The organism is Comamonas sp. SY3 (genome assembly GCF_041730275.1).
GTDB classification, from domain to species: domain Bacteria; phylum Pseudomonadota; class Gammaproteobacteria; order Burkholderiales; family Burkholderiaceae_C; genus Comamonas; species Comamonas sediminis.
Map to the genome: position 1 here is coordinate 367,751 of NZ_JBGTYN010000003.1, position 22,058 is coordinate 389,808.

23 protein-coding genes are annotated in these 22,058 nt (G+C 66.2%); 20 read left to right on the forward strand and 3 right to left on the reverse strand.

What is annotated here, in order from left to right:
* Window positions 1–15: 15 nt before the first annotated feature.
* From ACCQ08_RS06500 to ACCQ08_RS06530, 7 genes are all read left to right on the forward strand, one after another.
* Window positions 16–669 carry an amino acid ABC transporter permease gene (locus ACCQ08_RS06500; RefSeq protein WP_230774107.1) on the forward strand — a complete coding sequence of 218 codons (654 nt, stop codon included), beginning with the start codon at window positions 16–18 and terminating at the stop codon, window positions 667–669.
* A gap of 44 nt (window positions 670–713) precedes the next feature.
* On the forward strand, window positions 714–1,505 hold the full coding sequence (locus tag ACCQ08_RS06505) for a transporter substrate-binding domain-containing protein (RefSeq protein WP_373449255.1): 792 nt from the start codon (window positions 714–716) through the stop codon (window positions 1,503–1,505).
* A gap of 142 nt (window positions 1,506–1,647) precedes the next feature.
* A complete protein-coding gene (locus ACCQ08_RS06510; protein ID WP_312414637.1) occupies window positions 1,648–2,403 on the forward strand; it encodes an amino acid ABC transporter ATP-binding protein in 756 nt (251 codons plus the stop codon).
* Window positions 2,404–2,626: 223 nt separating this feature from the next.
* Entirely contained in the window at window positions 2,627–3,433 is an 807-nt protein-coding gene (locus tag ACCQ08_RS06515) for a sugar phosphate isomerase/epimerase family protein (RefSeq protein ID WP_373449256.1), read from the forward strand.
* 46 nt (window positions 3,434–3,479) lie between these two features.
* Window positions 3,480–4,430, forward strand: coding sequence for a sugar kinase (locus ACCQ08_RS06520; protein ID WP_373449257.1), 951 nt, complete (start codon window positions 3,480–3,482; stop codon window positions 4,428–4,430).
* Between the two features lie 23 nt (window positions 4,431–4,453).
* Window positions 4,454–5,443, forward strand: coding sequence for a 2-hydroxyacid dehydrogenase (locus tag ACCQ08_RS06525; RefSeq protein WP_373449258.1), 990 nt, complete (start codon window positions 4,454–4,456; stop codon window positions 5,441–5,443).
* 141 nt (window positions 5,444–5,584) lie between these two features.
* A complete protein-coding gene (locus ACCQ08_RS06530; protein WP_373449259.1) occupies window positions 5,585–6,331 on the forward strand; it encodes a siderophore-interacting protein in 747 nt (248 codons plus the stop codon).
* Between the two features lie 9 nt (window positions 6,332–6,340).
* Here ACCQ08_RS06530 and ACCQ08_RS06535 read toward each other — a convergent pair whose 3' ends face one another.
* Window positions 6,341–7,216, reverse strand: a complete 876-nt coding sequence (locus ACCQ08_RS06535; protein ID WP_312414622.1) for a GntR family transcriptional regulator — start codon at window positions 7,214–7,216, stop codon at window positions 6,341–6,343.
* 242 nt (window positions 7,217–7,458) lie between these two features.
* On the opposite strand from ACCQ08_RS06535, the gene ACCQ08_RS06540 reads away from it, so the two are divergent.
* From ACCQ08_RS06540 to ACCQ08_RS06585, 10 genes are all read left to right on the forward strand, one after another.
* On the forward strand, window positions 7,459–8,610 hold the full coding sequence (locus ACCQ08_RS06540; RefSeq protein ID WP_239810034.1) for a C45 family peptidase: 1,152 nt from the start codon (window positions 7,459–7,461) through the stop codon (window positions 8,608–8,610).
* 5 nt (window positions 8,611–8,615) lie between these two features.
* On the forward strand, window positions 8,616–9,560 hold the full coding sequence (locus ACCQ08_RS06545) for an ABC transporter permease (protein ID WP_182326223.1): 945 nt from the start codon (window positions 8,616–8,618) through the stop codon (window positions 9,558–9,560).
* Window positions 9,557–10,375: an ABC transporter permease gene (locus ACCQ08_RS06550; RefSeq protein WP_312526375.1), complete on the forward strand. Its 819-nt coding sequence runs from the start codon at window positions 9,557–9,559 to the stop codon at window positions 10,373–10,375. Before ACCQ08_RS06545 ends, ACCQ08_RS06550 begins: the two co-directional genes overlap by 4 nt.
* Window positions 10,372–12,048 (forward strand): dipeptide ABC transporter ATP-binding protein, encoded by a 1,677-nt coding sequence (locus ACCQ08_RS06555; RefSeq protein ID WP_373449260.1) that lies wholly within the window; start codon window positions 10,372–10,374, stop codon window positions 12,046–12,048. Before ACCQ08_RS06550 ends, ACCQ08_RS06555 begins: the two co-directional genes overlap by 4 nt.
* 29 nt (window positions 12,049–12,077) lie before the next feature.
* Window positions 12,078–12,941: an alpha/beta hydrolase gene (locus ACCQ08_RS06560; RefSeq protein WP_312453227.1), complete on the forward strand. Its 864-nt coding sequence runs from the start codon at window positions 12,078–12,080 to the stop codon at window positions 12,939–12,941.
* 48 nt (window positions 12,942–12,989) lie between these two features.
* A complete protein-coding gene (locus ACCQ08_RS06565) occupies window positions 12,990–14,552 on the forward strand; it encodes an ABC transporter substrate-binding protein (RefSeq protein WP_373449261.1) in 1,563 nt (520 codons plus the stop codon).
* A gap of 91 nt (window positions 14,553–14,643) precedes the next feature.
* Window positions 14,644–14,808: a hypothetical protein gene (locus tag ACCQ08_RS06570; RefSeq protein WP_373449262.1), complete on the forward strand. Its 165-nt coding sequence runs from the start codon at window positions 14,644–14,646 to the stop codon at window positions 14,806–14,808.
* Between the two features lie 12 nt (window positions 14,809–14,820).
* A complete protein-coding gene (locus ACCQ08_RS06575; protein WP_373449275.1) occupies window positions 14,821–16,080 on the forward strand; it encodes an amidase in 1,260 nt (419 codons plus the stop codon).
* A gap of 23 nt (window positions 16,081–16,103) precedes the next feature.
* Window positions 16,104–16,739 carry an FMN-binding negative transcriptional regulator gene (locus ACCQ08_RS06580; protein ID WP_373449263.1) on the forward strand — a complete coding sequence of 212 codons (636 nt, stop codon included), beginning with the start codon at window positions 16,104–16,106 and terminating at the stop codon, window positions 16,737–16,739.
* On the forward strand, window positions 16,736–17,524 hold the full coding sequence (locus tag ACCQ08_RS06585) for a peptidoglycan DD-metalloendopeptidase family protein (RefSeq protein ID WP_373449264.1): 789 nt from the start codon (window positions 16,736–16,738) through the stop codon (window positions 17,522–17,524). The genes ACCQ08_RS06580 and ACCQ08_RS06585 overlap by 4 nt, the downstream gene beginning before the upstream one ends.
* A 9-nt stretch (window positions 17,525–17,533) precedes the next feature.
* On the opposite strand, the gene ACCQ08_RS06590 is transcribed toward ACCQ08_RS06585, so the two are convergent.
* Both ACCQ08_RS06590 and ACCQ08_RS06595 read right to left on the reverse strand, forming a co-directional pair.
* Window positions 17,534–17,833, reverse strand: coding sequence for a hypothetical protein (locus ACCQ08_RS06590; RefSeq protein ID WP_373449265.1), 300 nt, complete (start codon window positions 17,831–17,833; stop codon window positions 17,534–17,536).
* Between the two features lie 68 nt (window positions 17,834–17,901).
* The gene (locus ACCQ08_RS06595; RefSeq protein ID WP_239810043.1) at window positions 17,902–18,162 is read right to left on the reverse strand and encodes a DUF2061 domain-containing protein; all 261 of its coding nucleotides are present in this window, start codon (window positions 18,160–18,162) and stop codon (window positions 17,902–17,904) included.
* Between the two features lie 214 nt (window positions 18,163–18,376).
* On the opposite strand from ACCQ08_RS06595, the gene ACCQ08_RS06600 reads away from it, so the two are divergent.
* The 3 genes from ACCQ08_RS06600 to ACCQ08_RS06610 all read left to right on the forward strand — a co-directional run bounded on the left by ACCQ08_RS06600 (window position 18,377) and on the right by ACCQ08_RS06610 (window position 22,021).
* Window positions 18,377–19,942, forward strand: coding sequence for a DUF4178 domain-containing protein (locus tag ACCQ08_RS06600; RefSeq protein WP_373449266.1), 1,566 nt, complete (start codon window positions 18,377–18,379; stop codon window positions 19,940–19,942).
* Window positions 19,943–20,010: 68 nt separating this feature from the next.
* Window positions 20,011–20,229 carry a DUF350 domain-containing protein gene (locus ACCQ08_RS06605; protein ID WP_021027983.1) on the forward strand — a complete coding sequence of 73 codons (219 nt, stop codon included), beginning with the start codon at window positions 20,011–20,013 and terminating at the stop codon, window positions 20,227–20,229.
* 304 nt (window positions 20,230–20,533) lie between these two features.
* A complete protein-coding gene (locus ACCQ08_RS06610; RefSeq protein ID WP_373449276.1) occupies window positions 20,534–22,021 on the forward strand; it encodes a polyamine aminopropyltransferase in 1,488 nt (495 codons plus the stop codon).
* Window positions 22,022–22,058: the final 37 nt, after the last annotated feature.

Sequence of the window (22,058 nt, forward strand, 5' to 3'; positions counted from 1 at the left end):
CTCGGAGAACAAGAAATGCGTACTTTTGGTTGGCCCGAGCTGTGGTTCATCGTGGAAGCGGCCAAGTGGACCGTGGCCCTGTCCCTGATCGCCTTTATCGGCGGCGCCCTGGTGGGCCTGGTGATTGCGCTGTCGCGCACGTCAGAGAACGGCCTGGCGCGCGGCATTGCTACCGCTTTTACCCAGATTTTTCAGGGCACGCCACTGCTGCTGCAGCTGTTCCTGGTGTTCTTTGGCGCGCCCATTCTGGGCTTTGAGATCAACCCCTGGATTGCAGCGGCTGCTGCGCTGATTCTGAACAGCGGCGCGTTCCTCGGTGAAATCTGGCGTGGCTGTATCCAGGCCGTGCCACGCGGCCAGTGGGAAGCGGCCGATGCGCTGTCGCTGTCCTACTACTGGCGCATGCGTGCCGTCGTGCTGCCCCAGGCGATGAAGATTGCCGTGGCCCCCACCGTGGGCTACCTGGTGCAGATCATCAAGGGCACCTCGCTGGCAGCCATCATCGGCTTTACCGAGATCACCCGCGCCGGCCAGATCATCAACAACGCCACCTTCCAGCCGATGCTGGTGTTCGGTGTCGTCGGTGCCGTTTACTTCATCCTGTGCTGGCCGCTGTCGCTGTGGGCGGGCCGCCTTGAGAAGCGCCAGGCCAAGGCCCTGGCCCGCTGAACCTTTTTGGTCGTCGCTTGAATTTTCTACTAGGAGACATGAGCATGCAGATTTCCCGCCGCACTTTCACCTCCGCTGCTGCCGCCCTGGCTGCCAGCGCCCTGTTGCCCCTGACCGCATCGGCCCAGTCGCTGGCCGATCTGAAGAAGAAGGGCAAGATCACCATCGGCATGCTGGTGGACTTCCCGCCCTACGGCATCCTGAACGGCAGCAACCAGCCTGATGGCTACGACGCCGATGTGGCCAAGCTGCTGGCCAAGGAATGGGGCGTGACCGCCGACATCGTGCCCGTGACCGGCCCCAACCGCATCCCCTTTCTGCTGACCAACAAGGTCGACATGCTGATCGCCTCGCTGGCCATCACGCCCGAGCGCGCCAAGCAGGTGCTGTTCTCCAAGCCTTACTCGGCCGCATCGATCGTGCTGTACGGCGCCACCAAGACCGCCATCAAGGGCCCGGAAAACCTCAAGGGCCTGCGCGTGGGCGTGGCACGTGCCTCCACCCAAGACGTGGCCGTCACCAAGGCTGCGCCGGAAGGCACGCAAATCCGCCGCTTTGACGACGACGCATCGGCCATGCAAGCACTGCTGTCGGGCCAGGTCGATGCCATCGGCTGTTCGGTGACCGTCGCGGCCCAGATCGCCAAGCGCGCCCCTGCCGGCCAGTTCGAGAACAAGTTCCAGCTGCTGCAGCAGAACATGGCCGTCGCCCTGCGCCCTGGCCAGGACGAAGTGGCCGAAGCCGTGAACGCCTTCATCGCCAAGAACACCGCCAATGGTGAGCTGAACAAGCTGTACCAAAAGTGGTTGGGCGCCGACCTGCCCAAGCTGGACTAAAACCTAGAACGGGCTACCCCCTGAGGCGCTGCGCGCCTTCCCCCTGGAAGGGGGACGACGGCACCGCTGCGGGGCGGCCCTTGCTGGCTGTCTCTTAGCTCGGGCATGCCAGTGTTGCAATCATCTTAAAAACGACTGCTTTATGACGACCCCCTCGCAAGCACCCATCATTCGCCTCCAAGGCGTCGAGAAATGGTATGGCAACTTCCAGGTGCTGACCGATATCAACCTCGACGTGCGTGCTGGCGAGCGTATCGTCATCTGCGGGCCTTCGGGCTCGGGCAAGTCCACGATGATCCGCTGCATCAACCGGCTTGAAGCCATCCAGAAGGGCCAGATCACCGTGGATGGCACGGACCTGACCGGTGACAGCAAGGCCATCGACACCATCCGCAAGGAAGTGGGCATGGTGTTCCAGCAGTTCAACCTGTTCCCGCATCTGACGATTGTGGAGAACTGCATGCTGGCGCCGATGCGCTCGCGCGGCCTGAGCAAGGCCGAGGCGCAGGAGCGCGCGATGCACTACCTGACGCGGGTGCGCATTCCGGACCAGGCCAACAAGTACCCCAGCCAGCTGTCGGGCGGCCAGCAGCAGCGCGTGGCCATTGCCCGTGCGCTGTGCATGGCCCCCAAGATCATGCTGTTTGACGAGCCCACCTCGGCCCTCGACCCCGAGATGGTCAAGGAAGTGCTGGACACCATGATCGGCCTGGCCGAAGACGGCATGACCATGCTCTGCGTGACCCATGAAATGGGCTTTGCCCGCAGCGTGGCTGACCGCGTGATCTTCATGGCCGACGGCAGGATCATCGAGCAAGGCCCACCGGCTGCGTTCTTTGACAACCCCCAACACCCGAAGACCCAGCAGTTCCTGGGCCAGATCCTGAGTAATCACTAACACCCCCTGAGGCGCTTCGCGCCTTCCCCTTGCCGGGCGCCCCCTCTCTCGCTACGCGGGAGGGGGACCCCACCTTCGCTGCGGGGCGGCCCTTGCTCGGTGTGCGCCGATGGGCCGCGCCAGTTTTTGAGAACGTGCGAAGTTACTGCAGATTGTTTGCTCACTTATCAATAGCTGTCAACGCTTGGTATACGGGCGTAAGCGGCCAAAAAATACGAAAACCATGGCCTTGTCTTTGCAAAACGCGGGCTCGCCCGCCCTGATCTCCCTCACCTCCTTTGGCAATGCCGAAGTGCGCCGCCACGGCCAGCTCTACTTTGCCCAGCTCGCGCACCGCGCCGGTGCCAATGGCTATGAAGTGCGCGAAGAGCTGCTGCTGAACCCCGCCGACGAGCTGCCTGCGCTGGCCGCCTATGGCCGCGATCACCAGCTGGACCTGGTCTACTCCTGCCCCCAGCCGCTGTTTGCGATGGACGGCAGCCTGAACACCGCTGCCGTGCAATACGCGATCGCCGCCAGCCAGACCTTGGGGGCCACCTGGCTCAAGATGTCGATCGGCGGCTTTGCCAGCCAGTCGGTCGCGCATTCGGCCCAGGGCTTTGCGGCGCTGAAGAGCGCCATCGATGGCGCGGGCCTGACCCTGCTGATCGAAAACGACCAGACCACGGCCGCCGGCACCGTGCAGGCACTGCAGCGCTTTTTTGCCGCGGCCGATGCCGCCGGTCTGCCGCTGCCGATGACCTTTGACATGGGCAACTGGCACTACCTGGGCGAGTGCGCGCTGCAAGCGGCCCAGCTGTTTGGCAGCCGCGTGGCCTATGTGCATGCCAAGGGCGTGCAACGCCTGCCGGCCAAATGGGTGGCAGTGCCGCTGGCCGAATCGGCCGCCGCCTGGCGCGCCATTTTGCGCGCGCTGCCCAGCGATGCACCCCGCGCCATCGAGTACCCGCTGATCGGCGACGACCTGGTCGCCGTCACCCGGCAGGAGCTGGCCGTGCTGCGCGATGCCACGGCACTGCAAACCCGCTAAGTCCCCGATAAACCAACAGCCCACCGCCCCCAAGAGAGACACGGCCATGACCACCAAGACCTTCGACATCGCCACCTTTGGCGAAGCCATGATGCTGCTGATCGCCGACCGCGCCGGCCCGCTGGAGAACGCCGAGTTCTTCACCAAGCGCATTGCAGGCGCCGAGATCAATGTGGCCACCGGCCTGGCGCGCCTGGGCTTCAACACCCACTGGGCGAGCCGCCTGGGCGCCGATTCGATGGCGCGCTACCTCATCAACCAGATGAAGAGCGAAGGCGTGCACTGCGAGCATGTGGTGCTGGATCCGGCGCAGAAGACCGGCTTCCAGATCAAGGGCCGCACCGATGACGGCAGCGACCCGCAGGTGGAATACCACCGCAAGGGCTCGGCCGCCAGCCTGATGACCCCCGCCGACATCGACGAGCCCTGGCTGGCCTCGGCCCGCCACCTGCATGCCACCGGCGTGTTTGCCGCGATCTCGCAGACCAGCCTGGCCACTGCCCAGCGTACCCTGCAGATCGCCCGCGCTGCCGGCAGCACCATCTCATTCGACCCCAACCTGCGCCCCACCCTGTGGCAGGACGAGGCCACGATGCGCCGCGAGATCAATGCGCTGGCCGCTGGTGCGGACTGGGTCTTACCCGGCCTGGCCGAAGGTGAGCTGCTGACCGGCCACAAGACGCCCGAAGCGGTCGCCCGTTTCTACCGCGACCAGGGCGCCAGCCTGGTGGTCGTCAAGCTCGGCGAAGAAGGCGCTTATTACGACGACGCCCAGGCCGGCACCGGCTATGTGGCCGGTTGCCCGGTCGAGAAGGTGGTGGACACCGTGGGCGCCGGCGATGCCTTTGCGGTGGGCGTCATCAGCGGCCTGCTCGATGGCCGCTCGGTGGCCGATGCCGTCAAGCGCGGCTGCTGGATTGGCGCGCTGCAGGTGCAGGTGCTGGGCGACTCCGAAGGCTTGCCAACCCGCGACGCCTTGACCGCCGCCGGCTATTGATTTCAACGCATCCAGGAGCAGCCATGAGCAGCACCCGCCAACAGATTTTGGTTTTTCGTGAACTGCCCGACGACCAGCTGGCCCGCCTGCAAGCCGCGCACGATGTGACCGTGGCCAATCCCCGCGTGGCTGCACAGCGCGATGCCTTTTTTGCAGCGCTGCCGCAGGCCCAGGCACTGATCGGGTCAAGCTACCCGATCACCGATGCGCTGCTCGATGAAGCACCGCAGCTGCGGGTGATCTCCAGCATCTCGGTGGGCGTGGACAACTACCCGCTGGCAGCGCTGCGCGAGCGCGGCATTGCGCTGTGCCACACGCCGGGCGTGCTGACGGAGACGACGGCCGACACCATCTTTGCACTGCTGATGGCCACCAGCCGCCGTATTCCGGAGCTGGCGATGTATGTGCGCTCCGGCCAATGGCAGCGCAATATTGGCGAGGACCTGTTTGGCTGGGATGTGCATGGCAAGACCCTGGGCATTCTGGGCATGGGCCGCATCGGCATGGCACTGGCCCGGCGCGCGGCGCTGGGCTTTGGCATGCGCGTGCTCTACAACAACCGCAGCGTTGTGCCCGACAGCGAACTGGGCGCGCTGGCCGGCCATGTGCACTATGTCGCCCGCGATGCGCTGCTGCGCGAGGCAGACTTTGTCGTCTCCGTTGTGCCGTCGACCCCCGAGACCAAGCACCTGCTGGGCGCCGAGGCCTTTGCCATGATGAAGCCCAGCGCCATTGTCATCAACGGCTCGCGCGGCGCGATCGTCGACGAGGCTGCGTTGCTGCATGCGCTCGACACCGACCAGATCCGCGCCGCCGGCCTGGATGTGTTTGCCACCGAGCCGCTGCCGGTCGAATCCCCCCTGCGCACCCATGCCAAGGTAGTGGCGCTGCCGCATATCGGGTCGGCCACGCACGAGACGCGCCACGCGATGGCCGAGATGGCCACCAGCAACCTGCTGCAGGTGCTGGCGGGTGAACAACCTGCAGGCAGATTCGACCTGAACCACGCCTGAGCCCACAGCGGCGCCATGGGCTGCGCCGCGCGAGACTGAATAAGGGAAGGCACGCCCGCATAATGGCCGCCAGACCTTCCGACGCTGGCCACCCGCTTGGTGCCAGCCGCCTCCCCTCTCGTACCGTCTCTAGACTGCGGCATGCCCTCCACGCTCCAGGTTCTCTCCCTCTGCTCCCCCTCTGCCGGCTACCGCCGCATCCGCTTTGCCGGCGCGCAGCTGGCGCCCTTTTGCCAGCACGACAACATCCACTGCCGCCTGGTGTTTCCGTCGCCGCAACGCGACGGCGCCAGCAGCACACGCGTCTACACCGTGCGTGCCTTCGATGCCGATGCGCAATGGCTGGAGATCGATTTTTTGCTGCATGCCGATGCCGGCCCGGGTGCCTGCTGGGCCCAGCAGGCGCAGGTCGGCGACCGGGTCGAGATCCTCAAACCCGGTGGCCGCACGGCCCGCATCGCCGACTGGATGGTGCTGGCCGGTGACGACAGCGCACTGCCCGCGCTGGCGCGCATCGCAGAGCAGCTGCCCGCCAGCACACGCGGCCATGTGGTCTGCGAGATCGCAAACCCGCGAGACGCGATCGACATCCCCCTGCCGCCGGGCATGCAGTGGCATTGGCTCTACCGCGCAGGCGCGCCCTCAGGTACCGGCGAGCAGTTGCAGCAGGCCGTGCAAGCGCTGGATTGGAGCGCCGCACCACCCACCGCAGGTGCAAGCCGCTTTTTATGGGTAGGTGCCGAATTTGCGACCGCGCAAGCGCTGCGCGCATGGGCGGTGGACAGCCTGGGCCTGGGCAAGCAGGAGCAGCTGATCGTGGCCTACTGGCGCCGGGGCATGAGCGAGAACGAGCTGCGCGCGCCCAAGGCGGACCTGGAAAAAACCTAGACCCTGTTTTTAGATTTCCGCCGAGCGCGAAATATGCCGGCGCAGCAGCGCGGCGGCATAGTCGGCATCGCCTTCTTTCAGCGCCTTGAGAATGCCCAGGTGGTCGGTGCAGGCCTGGCGGATGTGCTGCTCGCTCAGGTGGCTGAAGTGCGCGAACTCCGAGATCTTGCGCAGCGAGTTCTGCCTGCGCACCGACTCGATCAGAAAGCGGTTGCGCGACCAGGACACCAGGGTTTCATGAAAATTCGCATTGGCCTTGAACCACACATCCTGGCGCAGCTGCTCGACCGGCATCTGCAAGATGTCTGACTGCTCGCGGAACAGCTGCTGCAGCTGCTCGGGATCGGGCGCAAAGCCGGCCATCTTCAGCGCGCCGCATTCGACGATCAAGCGAAAGTCATAGCTCTCGTGCACGGCCTGGGGGTTGTCCAGGCTCTCGGTAAAGCGCCAGCCGTGGCCGGGCAGGCGCTCGGTCAGGCCCTCGGCGGCAAAGCGCATCAGCACGCGGCGCACGGCGCCCCGGGTCACGCCAAATAGCTCCACCAGTTGCGCCTCGGAGACTTCGCCAGCCAGCTGGCCGCTGGCGCGGTGGTTCATGATCTGGCTGTACAACGCCTCGGCGTCGGAGGGGGGCACCAGCTGCTCCAGTGCATCGTCGCCATCGGGCACGCGCTCGACCCGAAAACCCCGGCCCGGGTGGTAGGCCACCAGGCCCTGGGCGGTCAGCAGCATCAGCGCCTGGCGCACCGGCGTGCGCGAGACCTTGAGCTCATCGGCCAGGTGCAGGTCGGAGATGCGGTCGCCCACGCGCCAGCGGCCAGCATGCATCAGCGCCGTCAGCTTGCGCGCGACGTCGATCTGCAAAGAACTCAGCGATTGCTTCAAACCGATTCTCCCCTGGGTTGTGCTGCTGCGGCCCGCGTCTGCGCAATGCGGTGGCAGTGGCGGCGGCGCGCAGCCTCTTGTTTTTGCCGGCCAGCCCCGAGCATACGCGCCAGGCTTCCCGTCTTGGCAGCATCCTTCATCGTAGTTTCCCTAAGTTTTGTTTGATTCTATAAAAAACAAATTGACAGTCAATGACCACGAAATTAATGTATTAAAAGTTCACAAAACACAAAAGGAAAAAGATGTCGCCGTTTCCACTCGTCACGCTGTCTGGCGCCCCCCAAGCCCGTGGGCGCCAGTATGGCGCGGCGCTCAAAGACCGCATTGCCCGCAGCGCAGCCCTCTATGGCGGCGCGCTGGAGAAGTACGGCATCAGCGCCGCACACAAGGCCGCGCTGATCGCCGAGTACGCCCGCAAGATCGCCGATTTTGACGAGAACTACCTCGAAGAAATGCGCGGCATTGCCGAGGGCTCGGGCGTCGCGCTGGACGACATCGTGATGATCAATGCCCGCACCGAGGTGGTGGCCCTGGCGCGCGCCCAGTCCAGCAAGCCGGTCGATGACGAGCTCGACGACGGCTGCACCGGCGCCATGCTGCTGCCCGAGCGCAGCGCCTCGGGCAACCTGATCCATGGCCAGAACTGGGACTGGCGCGCCGAATGCGCCGAGACCGGCGTGGTGCTGCGCGTGCGCCAGGACCATGGCCCCGACTACCTGACGTTTGTCGAAGCTGGCGGCCTCGCCCGCAGCGGCCTCAATGCCGCTGGCATCTCGATCACCGCCAACTACCTGGAATGCGAGCGCGACTACACCAAGCTGGGCATTCCGCTGGGCCTGATCCGCCGCAAGGTGCTGGAACAGGAACACTTTGCGCTGGCCGCCAAGGCCGTGGCCACCACGCCCAAGTCCTGCTCCAACAACATCATGGTGGCGTCGGCCGCAGGCTTTGGCATTGACTTTGAGTGCGCGCCTGACGAGGCCTTCCCGCTCTACCCCGAGGACGGCATGATCGTGCACGCCAACCACTGGGTCAGCCCGGTGGCGCTGGCCAAGCTGCGCGACACCGGCATCCCCCATGTGCCCGAGAGCTTTTACCGCGACTGGCGGGTGCGCAAGATCCTGCAGGAGCAGGGCCGCCTGCTGACCCGCGAATCGCTGAAGAAGGCGCTGTTTGACGACTTCCTCTCGCCCTACGCGGTATGCCGCCCGCCCCGGCCTGCCGATGGCGGCAACCTGACCGCCACCGTCGCGATGATCGTGATGGAGCCGGCGCTGGGCATCATGGAGATTGCACCGCTGCCCGCCATCAACCGCCAGTTCACCACCTACCGCCTGCATGGCGATGGCGCGGCCGAACCGTCTGCCGCAGCCGCTGCGGCGCTGGAGCACTGACCGCCATGTGGAAATTCGCTGCCACCCGAATCGGCATGGCGATTCCGACCTTGGTGATCGTGGCACTGGCCGTCTTCATCCTGGTGCGCCTGATCCCCGGTGACCCGGCAGCGCTGATGCTGGGTGACTCGGCCGATGCCGCATCGCTGGCGGCCCTGCGCGAGCAGCTGGGCCTCAACGCCAGCCTGCCCACGCAGTTCCTGGTCTGGTCCGGCCATGTGCTGCAGGGCGACCTGGGCCAGTCCATCTCCAACCGCCAACCGGTTGCCGCGCTGATCTGGCAGCGCTTTGCCGTCAGCGCCCAGATCGTGCTGCCTGCCGTGCTGCTGGCCACCCTGGTCGCCGTGCCGCTGGGCATGCTGGCGGCCTGGCGCCAAGGCCGCCTCACCGACCTGGCCCTGGTCGCCACCGCCACCTTGCTGCTGTCGCTGCCCGCGTTCTGGATGGGGCTGCTGCTGCTGATGTTCTTTGCGCTCAAGCTGGGCTGGTTTCCGGTGGTCGGCTTTGTCGCCTTTGGCGAGAACCCGCAGCAGGCGCTGCTCTACCTGGTGCTGCCCATCACCACCTTGCTGCTGCACGAGATTGGCGTGATCCTGCGCATGACCCGGGCCTCCACCTTGGAAGTGCTGCACCTGGACTACATCACCCATGCCCGCGCCAAGGGCCTGAGCGAGATGACGGTGATGCTGCGCCATGCTTTCAAGAGCTCCTTTGGCCCGACCTGGACCCTGCTGGGCCTGATCCTGGGCAACCTGCTCGCCGGGGTGGCGGTGATCGAGACCGTGTTCACCATTCCGGGCCTGGGCCGGCTGCTGGTCGATGCGATCTTTGCCCGCGACTACCCGCTGATCCAGGGCTGCCTGCTCTTCATCGCCAGCATCTATGTCCTGGTGAACCTCTTTGTGGACCTGCTCTATCCCATCTTCGACCCGAGGGTGGCCGCATCATGAAACGCCGCTCCCTCTCCTTCTGGCTGGGCGCTGGCCTGGTCTCCGTGGTGGTCGCCGTGGCCTTGCTGGCCACGTTCTGGACGCCGTATGACCCGCTCAAGCTCGACTTCAAGACCCGCCTGGCGGCGCCCGGCTGGCAGCACTGGATGGGCACCGACGAGCTGGGCCGCGATGTGCTCAGCCGCCTGATGCGCGGCACTGCCACCAGCATCCGCATCAGCCTCAGCACGGTGTTTCTGGCCACCTTCTTTGGTGTGCTGATCGGCGCGCTCAGCGGTTACCTGCGCGGCTGGCCCGACCGCATCCTGATGGCCATCAACGATGCGCTGCTGGCCTTCCCGGGCCTGTTGATGGCCCTGGGCCTGCTGGCGGTGTTTGGCGCCAGCGCCAGCGGCATCATCATTGCGCTGGCACTGGCCTATGCGTCGTCGGTAGTGCGGGTGGTGCGCGGCACGGTGCTGGGCCTGCGCGAGCGTGATTTTGTGCGTGCCTCGCGCGTCATGGGCAACTCAGAGACCTACACCTTGCTGCGCCATGTGCTGCCCAACTGCATTGCTCCGGTGATCGTCATGGCCACCTCGATGTGCGGCTGGATCATCCTGGCCGAAAGCTCGCTGAGCTTTCTGGGCCTGGGCGTGGCGCCACCGGCGCCCACCTGGGGCAACATGCTGGCGGGCAGCCGCTCCTATGTCAGCCAGGCGGCCTGGCTGGCGATTTTTCCGGGGCTGGCGATCTCGCTGGCACTGCTGGGCATCAACCTGCTCGGCGACGCCTTGCGCGACCGGCTCGACCCACGCATGCGGAGGCGCGTATGACCACATCCCCTGCCTTGCTGCAGATCCAGAACCTGAGCCTCTCGGCAGGCCCCGGCAAGCAGGTGGTGCGCGATGCATCCTTGCAGCTGGCCGCTGGCGAGATTGTTGGCATCGTCGGCGAATCGGGCTCGGGCAAGACCATGCTCAGCCGCGCCGTGATGCGGCTCACGCCCCATGCCATCAGCCGCAGTGGCGGCGACATCCTGCTCGACGGCCAGTCGCTCTATGCGATGAACGAGCGCCAGCTGCGCGCTGTGCGCGGCCCGCGCGTGGCCATGGTGTTCCAGGAGCCGATGACCTCGCTCACGCCCACCCTGAGCATTGGCGAGCAGCTGCTCGAAGGCCTGCGCATGCACTTGCCCCAGGCGCGCAATGAGCACATGCCGCGCATCCATGCGATGCTGGAGCGCGTCGGCCTGCGCGATACCCAGCGCATCCTGAGTGCGTTCCCGCATGAGTTCTCGGGCGGCATGCGCCAGCGCATCATGATCGCCTCGGCCATGCTGCTGCGCCCGGCACTGCTGATTGCCGACGAGCCCACCACGGCGCTGGACGCGGTGGTGCAGCGCGAAGTGATGGAGATGATGCTGGAGCTGACGCGCGAGAACGGCACCGCCGTGCTGCTGATCAGCCATGACCTGCCGATGGTCGCCCGCTACGCCGACCGCATGGTGGTGATGAAGCAGGGCGACATCGTCGAGACCGGCCCCACCGCCCAGGTGCTGGCCGCCCCCGCGCATGACTACACGCGCCAGCTGCTGCGCACCCTGCCCCAGCGCCGGGCGCCGCGCCAGATCGACCGCACGGCGCCGCTGATGTCGGCCCGCGACCTGGTGCTGGAGTTTGGCGGCCGCCAGCGCTGGTTCCGCAAGGGGGCGCCAGCGCGCGTGCTCAAGGGCATCAGCCTGGATATCTTCCCCGGCGAGGTGGTGGCCGTGGTCGGCGAATCGGGCTCGGGCAAGACGACCCTGGGCATGATCCTGTCGGGCCTGCTGCAGCCCACCAGCGGCAGCCTGCTGTACAAGGGCCAGCCCTTGCGGCCGGGCAGCCCGGGGTTCAAGGACTACCGCTACAACTGCCAGATGGTCTTCCAGGACCCGTACTCCTCGCTGGACCCGCGCATGACGGTGCAGGCGCTGGTGGCCGAGGCGCTGCGCATGGCCGAGGGCCTGAGCGCCAGCGGCAAGCGCGAGCGCGTCCAGCAGGCGCTGGCCGATGTGGGGCTGGGCGGCGATTTTGCGACGCGCTATCCGCATGAGCTCTCGGGCGGCCAGCGCCAGCGCGTGGCCATTGCCCGCGTGCTGGTGCGGCGCCCGGCGCTGATGATTGCCGACGAGGCGGTCTCCGCGCTCGATGTGACGGTGCGCGCCCAGGTGCTGGACCTGCTGGCCGAGCTGCAGCAGCGCTATGGCTTCTCGTGCCTGTTCATCAGCCACGACCTGGGCGTGGTCGAGCAGATTGCCGACCGGGTCATCGTCGTGCAGGGCGGTGTGATTGCCGAGCAGGGCTCGCGCGATGCCGTGTTCGACCAGCCGCAGAACCCCTATACGCGCCAGCTGCTGGACGCGATCCCGATGCTGCAGGCCACGCCCGATGGCGGCGTGCACCTGCGCTGGCGCCATGCCGAGGGCCGCGCCACCGCCCCTGCAGACAGCGCCGCCTGCCCTGCCTAAAAATTCAGCAACCTTCCAGGAGTCCTCTTATGTCATCCCCTCCCGCCCGCCAGGGCCACGGCATCAAGCTGAGCTACTACGACTTTGGCGCCACGACCTTTTTTGCCAGCCAATACGACCAGCGCTTCAGCTACTGCCTCTATGTGCCCAAGAACTACAGCGAGAGCGAGGACAAGGTCTACGACCTGGCGGTGATCGTGCACGGCACGGGCCGCACCGCCAGCCAGTACCGCGACCGCTTTGCCGACTTTGCCGACCGCAATGACTGCATCGTGCTGGCGCCGCTCTTTCCCGCCGGCATTGGCGTGGCGGGTGACCTGGCCAACTACAAGCGCATTCTTTTCCATGGCATCCGCTATGACCAGGTGCTGCTGTCCATGGTTGACGAGGTGGCGGCCAAGTACCGCCTGCGCAGCGAGCGCTTCATGCTCTACGGCTTCTCGGGCGGCGGGCAGTTCAGCCAGCGCTTTTTCCTGCTGCACCCGGAGCGCCTCCATGCCGTGTCGATCGGCGCGCCGGGCGTGGTCACCTTGCTCAATACCGACTACGACTGGTGGGTGGGCGTGCGCGACATCGAGCAGCGCTTTGGCCGCAGCCTCAACCTGGCGGCGATGCGCGCGGTGACGGTGCAGACCATCATCGGCACGGCGGACACCGCCACCTGGGAGATCACCATTCCGCGCGACAGCGCGCTGTGGATGGATGGCGCCCAGCTGCAGGGCGACAACCGCATCGAGCGCATCACCGCGCTGGCCGACAGCTTTGCCGCCCATGGCATCCGCGTGCAGCGCGACACGGTGCCCGGCATTGCGCATGAGCCCTTCAAGGTCATCGAGCCGGTCGAGGCCTTCTTGCAGCAGTGCCTGCGCACGCCGCAAGCCGCCCCGGTGTAAGAACCTGTTCAAAGTCTCCTCGCCAACGTCCCCACCCTAAGGAAGACCATGCCCACCAGCCGCTCTCTTTGGTCGCCCGCGCTGCTCGCTGCAGCCTGCGCGCTCAGTGCCCACAGCCAGGCCGCCGGCGCCCCCGATATGCTGCGCGTGGCGCTGCATGCCGATATCGCCAGCGTCAACCCCGGTGTCAACCGCGACGCCAACTCCGACATGGTGATGGCCCATGTGGTCGAGGGCCTGGTCGCCTATGGCGAGGACCTGACTGTCAAGCCCATGCTGGCCAGCAGCTGGACAGCCAATGACGACAGCACCAGCTACGACTTCAAGCTGCGCCCGAATGTGCGCTTTCACAATGGCAAGACCTTGTCGGCCGCCGATGTGGTGTGGAACTTCAAGCGCTACCTCGATCCCAAGACCAACTTCCAGTGCATCAACCGCTACAACGGCAAGATCGGCCCGGCGCTGCAGGAGGTGAAGGCCGTCGACGCGCAAACTGTGCGTTTCAGCTTCTCGGCGCCCGCGCCCAACTTCTTGATGACCCTGGCCACCATCCAGTGCACGCCCTGGATCATCCACCCGGAGTCGGTAGCCGCCAACGGCAGCGTCAGCCAGGTCATCGGCACTGGCCCCTACCGCTTTGCCGAAAAGCAGACCGGCCGCTACACCGAGCTCAAGCGCTTTGCCGACTACAGCGCGCTGCCCGGCGCGCGCGATGGCTATGCCGGCAACAAGCAGGCCAGCATTGCCACCCTGCGCTTTGTGACCGTGCCCGATGCCAGCACCCGCTCCAACGGCGTGCTCTCGCGCGATCTTGATGTGATCGACGATGTAGACCCCGACACCATCAAGGAGCTCAAGGGCAAGGGCGTGCAGGTGGAGGTGCAGCCCACCCCGAGCTGGGTGGTGCTGCAGGTGCAGACCGAGGCACCCGCGCTCAAGGATGTGCGCATGCGCCAGGCCATTGCCAAGGCGCTGAGCCTGCCCGATGTGGCCGAGGCCGCCGGCAAGGGCCTGTTCACCGCCAACCCCTCGGTGATATCGCCCTTGAGCCCCTACTACGACCAGCGCAGCAAGGCCTGGCCCGGCTATGACCCGGTGGGCGCCAGCGCGCTGGCCAAGCAGGCGGGCTACAAGGGCCAGCCCATCAGCCTGCTGGTAGCCAACCGCCAGGAGCGCGTGCAGCTGGCCACCATCCTGCAGGCGCTGCTGGGCTCGGCCGGCATCAATATCGACATCAAGGTGCGCGACTGGGCCTCGCAGCTGGATCTGTACGGCAAGGGCCAGTACGAGCTGGCCATCTTTGCCTACTCGGCGCGGCTGGACCCCTTGCTGATGTATGAATCGCTGATCGGCGACAAAAAGGCCGAGCCGACCCGCCAGTGGGACGATGCGCAGGCCTCGGCCTTGCTCAAGCAGGTGGCGATGGAGCGCGACCCGGCCCGCCGCAAGGACCTGTTCAACCAGCTCCATGCGCTGATGGCCAAGGAGGTGCCGATCATCGGCCTGTACAACCTGCCCGTCGTCACCGCGATGGCGCCCAGCATCAAGGGCTACAAGGGCTGGCCCGCCGGCACGCACCGCTTCTGGGGCGTGAGCCGCGCAGCGCCCTAAGCCAACCTCCGCGCGCGTGGCCAAAACGCTCTGGTTCTGCCACGCGCATGCCTCTTTCCCCGCATTCCGATCGCTGCGTTTCACACCCTGTATGTCTTTCTCTGCAACCGATTACCGCCATGCCGACGCCACGGCCCTGGCCCAGGCCATCCGCGCTGGTGCGCTCACCCCGCAGGCCGCGGTGGACCATGCCTTTGACGCCATCGAGCGCTGCAACCCCCAGCTCAATGCCGTGATCCTGACCATGCGTGAGTAGGCAGACGAGCAGCTGCGCCAGCTGCGGGCCGATGCGCCGCTGCGCGGCGTGCCGGTGCTGCTCAAGGACGACTGCCCCAGCTATGCGGGCGCAGCGATGTCCTATGGCTCGCGCGCGGCACTGGGCAACGTCTCGGCCACTGACCACACCTTGGTGCGGCGCTACCAGCAGGCGGGCATGGTGATCGTCGGCAAGACGAATCTGCCCGAGTTCTCGGCCAATGTGGCGACCGCGCCCAGCCTGCACGGCCGCACCTTGAACCCCTGGAGTGCTGCGCACAATGTCGGCGGCTCCTCGGGGGGCTCGGCCGCTGCCGTGGCCGCGCGCATGGTGCCGCTGGCCTATGGCAATGACGGCGCGGGCTCGATCCGCATACCGGCGGCCTGCACAGGGCTGTTTGGCCTGCGCCCCTCACGCGGCCGCGTGGCCTGCGGCCCCGTCTCCAGCGAGAACTGGGGCGGGCTCGTGAGCCACCATGTGCTGACGCGCAGCGTGCGCGACTCGGCCCTGATGCTGGACCTGAGCGATGCGCTGGAGCCCGGCTCGCTCTATGCCGCGCCGGCCAAGGTGGAAGACTTCAGCCAGGCGCTGCTGCGCCCGCCCGGGCGGCTGCGCATTGGCGTGCTGCAGGAGGCAGGCCCGGGCCATGCGCTGGACAGCAGCATCCTGCAAGGCCTGCAGGACAGCCGCTGCCTGCTGCAGGAACTGGGCCATGTGACCGAAGAGGCGCAATGGAACTTCTCGCACGCCGACCTGGCCGCCGCCTTCAGCCGCATCATTGCCGCCTATACCGCGCTGGAGGTGGATGACCTGGTGCGCAGCACCGGCAGGCCAGCGACGGCGGAGTTCTTTGAACCGGTGAACCTGGGCCTGGCCGAGCAGGGCCGGCGCCTGGGCGCTGTCGAGCTGTTGAGCGCGCGCAATACCTGCAACAGCATCGCCCGGCGCCTGGGCGAGATGTTTGGCCGCTATGACCTGCTGCTCTGCCCGGTAATGCCGACCCTGCCCCAGGGCCTGCAGGCGCTGGATGTGCGCCAGCCCGATGCGCAGCACTTCATGCAGGAGTTCATGGATGCGACCGTGTTCACCCGCCCAGCCAATGCGGCTGGCGTGCCCGCGATGAGCGTGCCGCTGTGGCAAAGCGCCAGCGGCCTGCCCATGGGCATGCAGTTCATCGCCCCCTATGGCGCAGAAAGCCGGCTGCTCCAGCTGGCCGCGCAGCTGGAGCAGGCCCTGCCCTGGAACCAGCGCCTGCCCCCCGTCCACGCCTGATCTCTCTCTGACCCGCCCCACTCATGCTCTACACCAAACCCTATTACCAACCCCAGCAGCCCGCGCAAATCAAGGAGCTGGTCGACCGCGTGGTGCTGGGCACCCTGGTCACGCCGCACGGCGAAGGCGTGGCGCTGTCCCACCCGGTGTTCCGGCTCGACACCACGCGTGGCGCGCTGGGCACGGTGGTGTCGCACGTCGCATCGGCCAGCGACCATGTGCGCTTTCTGCGCCAGGGCCTGCCGAGCGTCGCCATCCTGATGGACCCGGGCAGCTATATCTCGCCGTCCTGGTACCCCCACTACCCGCATCGCGACAGCGCGCCGACCTGGGGCTTCCAGGTGGTTCACCTGCATGGCACCCCGCGCATGCTGGAAGAAGATGAACTGGTCGCCCACCTGCAGGACCTGGTGGGCCACATGGAGCGCGGCCGCCGCTGCCCCTGGGACAGCAGCGAGCTGGGCCCCGGCGGCCTGGAGCGGCGCCTGCCCGGCATTGTGGGTTATGAGATGCCGGTGGCGCGCTGTGAAGCCAAGTTCAAGCTCGGCCAGGACGAGCGCCCCGCTGACATGCGCGGCGCCGTGGCGCGCCTGCGCGAGCAGAACCAGCATGCGCTGGCCGATACCATAGAGCAACACTGCCAACTCCAACAACCATGACCACCGCCGACACACAGACCGACCCCATCGCCCAGGCCATTGCGCGCCACCAAAGCGGCCTCAGCGCCGTACCGGAGGCTGCCGCCTTCCATGCCTGGGTGGCGCAGCAGCGCGGCAGTTGGAGTGGGCTGATGCCCGGCCTGGCGCAGGCGCGCATGGGCCATATCGATTTCCGCAGCGCTGACTCTGCCGTGGCCGCCGCCAGCGCCAGCATGGACCGCGAAGGCGCCACCCGCGCCTATGAGGCCCTGCAGCAAAGCCAGGGGTTTGAGATGGGTGTGGGCCACTGGATGGAGCAGCGCTGTGTCTACCAAAGCAGCAACTACGCATCCACCCGGCTGGAAGGCGCGATGCGCGACTGCCACCTGGGCGTAGACCTGTTTGCGCCGGCAGGCACTGCGCTGCGGCTGCCGCTGGCCGCAGAGGTGGTGGTGGCTGAAGTGCGTGATATCCGGCTGGATTACGGCGGCATGCTGGTGCTGCGCCACCAGGGCCCTGCGCACCCAGAGTTTTTCAGCATCTGGGGGCATCTGAGCCATGCATCGGCCCGGCGCTGGCAGCCGGGCGATCAGATTGCCGCTGGCAGCGAGTTTGCCCACCTGGGCGACTTTGCAGAGAACGGCTGGTGGCTGCCCCATCTGCACCTGCAGCTTTGTTTGCTGCGCCTGCCCGACTTCAGCGATGCGCCCGGTGTCGGCGAGCAGGCCTTTGCGCCGGTCTGGCAGGACATCTTCCCGAACCCGGCGCCGCTGCTGCGCGCCGATGATGAGGCGCTGCGCAGCTGAGGGCTCAGCTTATTGGCCAGCCGGGTCGCAGCGCACCTGGTTCATGTAGATCGAGCAGTTGTACTTGTTGCCTTGAAAGCTTGCCTGGTAGCGCGTCGATTCACGCTGCCGGTCAAAGCCGAAGACCTGCACATGCGCCTCCGTGCTGCTGAAGTAGTTGGCGGTTTTCTCGGCAATGGCCTGGTCCGACAGCACGGCATTGCTGCCAACGGGCGCCACCACGTCGCAGCCCTGCAAGGCCAGCACGGCGACGCAGAGGGCGGGCCAGGCGGCCAGGGACAATCGCTTGCGCGAAATGGAGGGGGTCATCGGTGCATCCTGTGGGTAGCGGCAATGCGCTACTGTCGCACATCCGGCCGCTGCTGTCAGGGGGCCTGTCAGCTGGCTTGCACCGCTACGGGCGCGGTGGCCACAGCGGCAGCCGAGCGCGCATTCCAGCGCTGCCAGGCCTTTTCATGGAAGAAAAAGGCAAAGGCCTGCACCGTGGGCTCCAGCAGGCTCAGCGTGAGCGAGGCGATCAGGTTGCCGGTGACGGCGTATGCCACCATCGCGGCGACCGTGATGTGGATCAGGTAGTAGCTGGCGGTCTTCTTCAGCGTCTGGCGGTTGTTCTGCAGGCTGCGGCGGATGGAGGACATGGCGGGCTCTTTCTTGCAATAAATCGATGGCAGTGCTGTAAATGATATTTATTAGCAATGGCAAAAGCCAATGAATCCTCGCTAAAAAAACCATAGGCCTGGCTAATACCGCCAGTCGCACGCTGGCGGCCCGCGCGCCAAGCCCTGCGCTATGATGCGGTGCGGTTGCCGAATGGGCGCCTCCATAACACCTTCATAACAAGCCAGACGACCTATGACGACGGACCAGCAACGCAGCTATACGGCGCCCTGCCCGGGCTGCGGTGCACCTGTGGAATTTGCCAGCGCCCAGTCCGCCTTCGCCGTCTGCCTGTATTGCCAAAGCTCCATCGTGCGCAATGGCGATATCCTGAAGCGCATCGGCAAGATGGCCGAGGTCTTCAACGATTACAGCCCGCTCAAGCTGAACCAGACCGGCCAGTTCGCCAAGGGCAGCCAGGGCAAGCCCGAGGGCTTCCGCCTGGTGGGCCGGCTGCAGTACAAGGGCGAGACCGGCAGCTGGAACGAGTGGATGGCGCTGGGCGACAGCGGCGAGACCGCTGTCATCAGCGAAGACAACGGCCAGTTTGTGCTGAGCCGCGCCAGCCAGGCCGCCACCAAGAACCTGCCGCCGGCCGACCGCTGGCAACCGGGCCAGCGCATTGCGATCAGCGGCGTGCAGTACAGCGTGACCAGCGTCGTACTGGCCCAGCTGATGGCGGCCGAGGGCGAGATGCCGCACCAGCCCGAATTGGGCAAGCCCTTTACCGTGGTGGAGCTGCGCACCGAGGACGACAAGGTGCTGTCCATCGACTACAGCGAGAACCCGCCCGCCGTCTACCTGGGCGCGCCGGTGCTGCTGGGCGCGCTCAAGATTGCAGGGCTGAAGACCACGTCCAACAAGAAGGACGAGGGCCGGCACTTCAACTGCCCGCGCTGCGCGGCGCGGGTCGATATCAAGCTGGACACGACCCAGGCGCTGACCTGCCCGAGCTGCGGCTCGCTCATCGATGTGTCGCAAGGCATTGGCGGGGAGCTGCGCGCCGCCATCCAGAAGGACCCGGTCAAGCCCCTGGTGCCGCTGGGCAAGATAGCGAACCTGGCTGGCAGCAAATGGCAGCTGGTGGGGTTTCAGCACCGCATCGGCATCGAGCCCGACGACGACGAATACTTTGGCTGGGACGAGTACCTGCTCTACCACAGCCAGCAGGGCTTCCAGTTCCTGGTCAACAGCAGCGAAGGCTGGAGCCTGGTCAAGACCCTGACCGGCGCACCCGACTACCGCGCAGGCCGCAGCACGGCGACCTGGAAACAGCAGACCTACCAGCTGCAATCGCGCTACCGCGCCGAGACCACCTATGTGCTGGGCGAGTTCTACTGGCCGGTGGCCCGGGGCGACAAGACCGACAATGTGGACTTTGCCCGGGGCAAGGATGGCGCGCAGCTGCTGAACCTGGAGCAGGGCCCGCGCGAGCTGAGCTGGTCGCTGGGCCGCAAGATGACGCCCGAGTCGGTCGCCTCGGCCTTTGGCATGGGCGACCAGGTGGCGCTGTTCAAACCCGAGACCAGCAGCTTCACGGTGCCCAAGCTCGGCTGCATGCCGGTCATCATTGGCCTGTTCCTGCTGTTCTTCCTGCTCATCTGGTTGTGGCCCAAGGGCTGCGATACTGCGCTGGAGCGGCGCAAACTGGCCGCCGACCCGACCTATGTGAGCAAGTGCAGCAGCAGCACGGGCACGAGCAGCGGCCGGTCGTCCAGCGGTTCATGGGGTGGCTACAGCTCCGGCGGCAGCCACAAATAAACAATCGCTGGCAACAGCACTGCGCACAGCCCGATAAGGGCGCGCTTTTGACGAAGGAGAGAGTTGTGATGGATTTGGAATGGTTCCGCCCTGCGGCGTTTTTTGGCTCCATCCTGTTCGCCATGGTGGGCGTGGTGGTCTTCTGGCTGTGCTTTCTGATCATCGACAAGATCACCCCCGTGGACATGTGGGCCGAGATTGTGGAAAAGCAGAACCTCGCGCTGGGCGTGGTGGTGGCGGCGATGAGCCTGGGCATCAGCATCATCGTGGCAGCGGCGATCGGCTAGCTCTGCGCCTGCGCGGGCGCTGGCCATCGCCGTCAGCCGCCCTCTGCCACGCTAGCGGCGCCTGTTTAGTACGCAGGCGCCCTGTCTTTTTTCTCTTTTTCAGCCAACACTGCGGGCGCCTGTGCGCCCTGCACGGCTTCTGCAGCTCCCGCTCGTGTCGACCTCCACCCCCGCCACCCCTTCTGCCAACGCATCCCCCAGCCCCAGTCCGGGTAGCCCCCTGGGCGCGGGCGACGCGCTGGAGTTTGGCCACGCCGCCCTGCCGGAAGGCGGCGTGCGGCGCGCCAGCCCGCTGGAAGTGGCGATGCTGTTCAGCGTGTTTGTGGTGGCGGCCTGCGGCCTGCTGTACGAGCTGGCCGCAGCAGCGCTCGCGTCCTACCTGCTGGGCGATTCGGTGCTGCAGTTCTCCACCATCATCGGCACCTACCTGTTTGCGATGGGCATCGGCTCCTGGCTGTCGCGCTACCTGGTGCGCGAGCTGCCGGCGCATTTTCTGCGCATCGAGCTGATGGTGGCGCTGGTGGGCGGGGCCTTGCCTGCCGTGCTGTCCACCATCAACGCCTATGTGCCCAGCGCCTTCCACTGGATGCTGTATGGCACGGTGCTGGTGGTGGGCACCCTGGTGGGGCTGGAGATACCGCTGGTGATGCGCATCCTCAAGCGCAATGTGGTGCTGCGCGATCTGGTCTCCAAGGTGCTGACCTTTGACTACCTGGGCGCGCTGGCGGTGTCGCTGGCCTTCCCGCTGCTGCTGGTGCCGCACCTGGGGCTGATCCGCACCGGGCTGGTGTTTGGCCTGCTCAATGCGCTGGTGGCGGTATGGGCGCTGTTTCTCTTCAAGGAAGAGCTGCGCCGCTTTGGCAGCCATGTGCTGGCCTGCGGCCTGGTGATTGCCGCCTTGCTGGGCGGCCTGGTGGGCGCCGAGCGCCTGACATCGCTGACCGAGGACCACTTCTACCAGGAGCCCATAGTGCTGGCGCGCACCACGCCCTACCAGCGCATTGTGGTGACCCAGGGCAAGCGCGGCGCGCGCCTCTACCTGAACGGCAACCTGCAGTTTGCCCAGAGCGATGAATACCGCTACCACGAGGCGCTGGTGCATCCGGTGATGAGCCGCTTTGGCGCGCCGCGCAAGGTGGCGGTGTTTGGCGGTGGCGACGGCATGGCCGTGCGCGAGGTGCTCAAGTACCCCTCGGTCGAATCGGTGACCCTGGTCGAGCTGGACCCGCAGATGACCGACCTGTTCCAGAACGTGCCGAGCATGCAGGCGCTCAACAGCAATGCCTTGAACAACCCGAAGGTGCGCATCATCAATGCCGATGCCTTCCAGTGGCTGCAAAAGGCCGACGAGGTGTTCGATGTGATCATCGTGGACTTCCCCGATCCGACGAATTTTGCGGTGGGCAAGCTGTTCACCAACAGCTTTTACGCAATGCTGGGCCAGCATTTGGCGGCCAGCGGTTTTGCGGTGATCCAGACCACGTCACCGCTGATTGCGCGCGAGAGTTTCTGGACCGTGGTGACCACCGTCGAATCGGTGGGCATGCAGGCCACGCCCTACCACGCCCATGTGCCCAGCTTTGGCGAATGGGGCTTTGTGATTGCCAGCCGCCGCCCCTGGAGCCTGCCGAGCACCTTGCCCGACGGCATGCGTTTTTTGAGCCTGCCCAGCCTGCCGCTGTTGTTTGACTTTCCGCCCGACATGGCGCGGGTGCCGACCGAGGTGAACCGCCTGTCCAACCAGGTGCTGGTGCACACCTATGAGCGCGAATGGGGCAAGGTGGCGCACTGACATGACGGCCTGCCACCCTAGCCCACTGCGGACCGCC

Bases quoted from the DNA above. Each gene is read 5' to 3' on its own strand.
- ACCQ08_RS06555 (WP_373449260.1), top strand. From the start codon at position 10,372: ATGACCACATCCCCTGCCTTGCTGCAGATCCAGAACCTGAGCCTCTCG.
- ACCQ08_RS06590 (WP_373449265.1), bottom strand. From the start codon at position 17,833: ATGACCCCCTCCATTTCGCGCAAGCGATTGTCCCTGGCCGCCTGGCCC.
- ACCQ08_RS06550 (WP_312526375.1), top strand. From the start codon at position 9,557: ATGAAACGCCGCTCCCTCTCCTTCTGGCTGGGCGCTGGCCTGGTCTCC.
- ACCQ08_RS06565 (WP_373449261.1), top strand. From the start codon at position 12,990: ATGCCCACCAGCCGCTCTCTTTGGTCGCCCGCGCTGCTCGCTGCAGCC.
- ACCQ08_RS06540 (WP_239810034.1), top strand. From the start codon at position 7,459: ATGTCGCCGTTTCCACTCGTCACGCTGTCTGGCGCCCCCCAAGCCCGT.
- ACCQ08_RS06510 (WP_312414637.1), top strand. From the start codon at position 1,648: ATGACGACCCCCTCGCAAGCACCCATCATTCGCCTCCAAGGCGTCGAG.
- ACCQ08_RS06530 (WP_373449259.1), top strand. From the start codon at position 5,585: ATGCCCTCCACGCTCCAGGTTCTCTCCCTCTGCTCCCCCTCTGCCGGC.
- ACCQ08_RS06610 (WP_373449276.1), top strand. From the start codon at position 20,534: ATGCTGTTCAGCGTGTTTGTGGTGGCGGCCTGCGGCCTGCTGTACGAG.
- ACCQ08_RS06585 (WP_373449264.1), top strand. From the start codon at position 16,736: ATGACCACCGCCGACACACAGACCGACCCCATCGCCCAGGCCATTGCG.
- ACCQ08_RS06570 (WP_373449262.1), top strand. From the start codon at position 14,644: ATGTCTTTCTCTGCAACCGATTACCGCCATGCCGACGCCACGGCCCTG.
- ACCQ08_RS06505 (WP_373449255.1), top strand. From the start codon at position 714: ATGCAGATTTCCCGCCGCACTTTCACCTCCGCTGCTGCCGCCCTGGCT.
- ACCQ08_RS06560 (WP_312453227.1), top strand. From the start codon at position 12,078: ATGTCATCCCCTCCCGCCCGCCAGGGCCACGGCATCAAGCTGAGCTAC.
- ACCQ08_RS06605 (WP_021027983.1), top strand. From the start codon at position 20,011: ATGGATTTGGAATGGTTCCGCCCTGCGGCGTTTTTTGGCTCCATCCTG.
- ACCQ08_RS06595 (WP_239810043.1), bottom strand. From the start codon at position 18,162: ATGTCCTCCATCCGCCGCAGCCTGCAGAACAACCGCCAGACGCTGAAG.
- ACCQ08_RS06525 (WP_373449258.1), top strand. From the start codon at position 4,454: ATGAGCAGCACCCGCCAACAGATTTTGGTTTTTCGTGAACTGCCCGAC.
- ACCQ08_RS06500 (WP_230774107.1), top strand. From the start codon at position 16: ATGCGTACTTTTGGTTGGCCCGAGCTGTGGTTCATCGTGGAAGCGGCC.
- ACCQ08_RS06580 (WP_373449263.1), top strand. From the start codon at position 16,104: ATGCTCTACACCAAACCCTATTACCAACCCCAGCAGCCCGCGCAAATC.
- ACCQ08_RS06600 (WP_373449266.1), top strand. From the start codon at position 18,377: ATGACGACGGACCAGCAACGCAGCTATACGGCGCCCTGCCCGGGCTGC.
- ACCQ08_RS06520 (WP_373449257.1), top strand. From the start codon at position 3,480: ATGACCACCAAGACCTTCGACATCGCCACCTTTGGCGAAGCCATGATG.
- ACCQ08_RS06515 (WP_373449256.1), top strand. From the start codon at position 2,627: ATGGCCTTGTCTTTGCAAAACGCGGGCTCGCCCGCCCTGATCTCCCTC.
- ACCQ08_RS06545 (WP_182326223.1), top strand. From the start codon at position 8,616: ATGTGGAAATTCGCTGCCACCCGAATCGGCATGGCGATTCCGACCTTG.